This window comes from Desulfogranum marinum (genome assembly GCF_016918565.1).
In the GTDB taxonomy this organism is placed as follows: domain Bacteria; phylum Desulfobacterota; class Desulfobulbia; order Desulfobulbales; family Desulfobulbaceae; genus Desulfogranum; species Desulfogranum marinum.
Genome location: NZ_JAFFQD010000156.1, coordinates 1 through 501, shown reverse-complemented (window position 1 = coordinate 501; position 501 = coordinate 1). Strand labels below are relative to the sequence as shown.

Sequence of the window (501 nt, the reverse complement as noted above, 5' to 3'; positions counted from 1 at the left end):
CAATTCACCCATGGTATCGCCAATAACCACTTGAGTATCTACGCTAGGAATAGTGTTGGCACTACGACGAATAAACGTTAAGCCCGCTTTTTGAGTTAGCTCTTCAGCTTTCGTAAAACGTTCAGGGTGGCGAGGGACTAAAATAAGCAATAAATTAGGAAAACGTTTTAATAACTTTTGGTGTGTCTCTAAGACAATCGCTTCTTCACCATCATGAGTACTGGTCGCAATCCATACAGGGCGATGAGCAGCCCATTGCCTGCGAAGTGTAATGGCTCGAACAGCTAATTCAGGGGTAACAGAAATATCAAATTTTAAGCTTCCCGTCACGGTTAACTGCATACGCCTTAACCCTAACTGAACAAAGCGCTCACCATCTTCTTGGTGCTGTGCTGCAATCATCGTGACATTACGCAGCATACGCTTCACAAAGCTGCCTAATTTTTGATAACCCGCTGCGGAACGCTCTGACAATCGCGCATTGGCGATAACTAAAGGAAT

The 501-nt window shown here is 44.5% G+C and carries 1 protein-coding gene; it reads right to left on the bottom strand.

Annotated elements, in window-relative coordinates:
- A partial coding sequence (locus JWH17_RS23285; RefSeq protein ID WP_332468480.1) for a glycosyltransferase N-terminal domain-containing protein occupies positions 1-501 on the bottom strand: 501 nt, incomplete at both ends.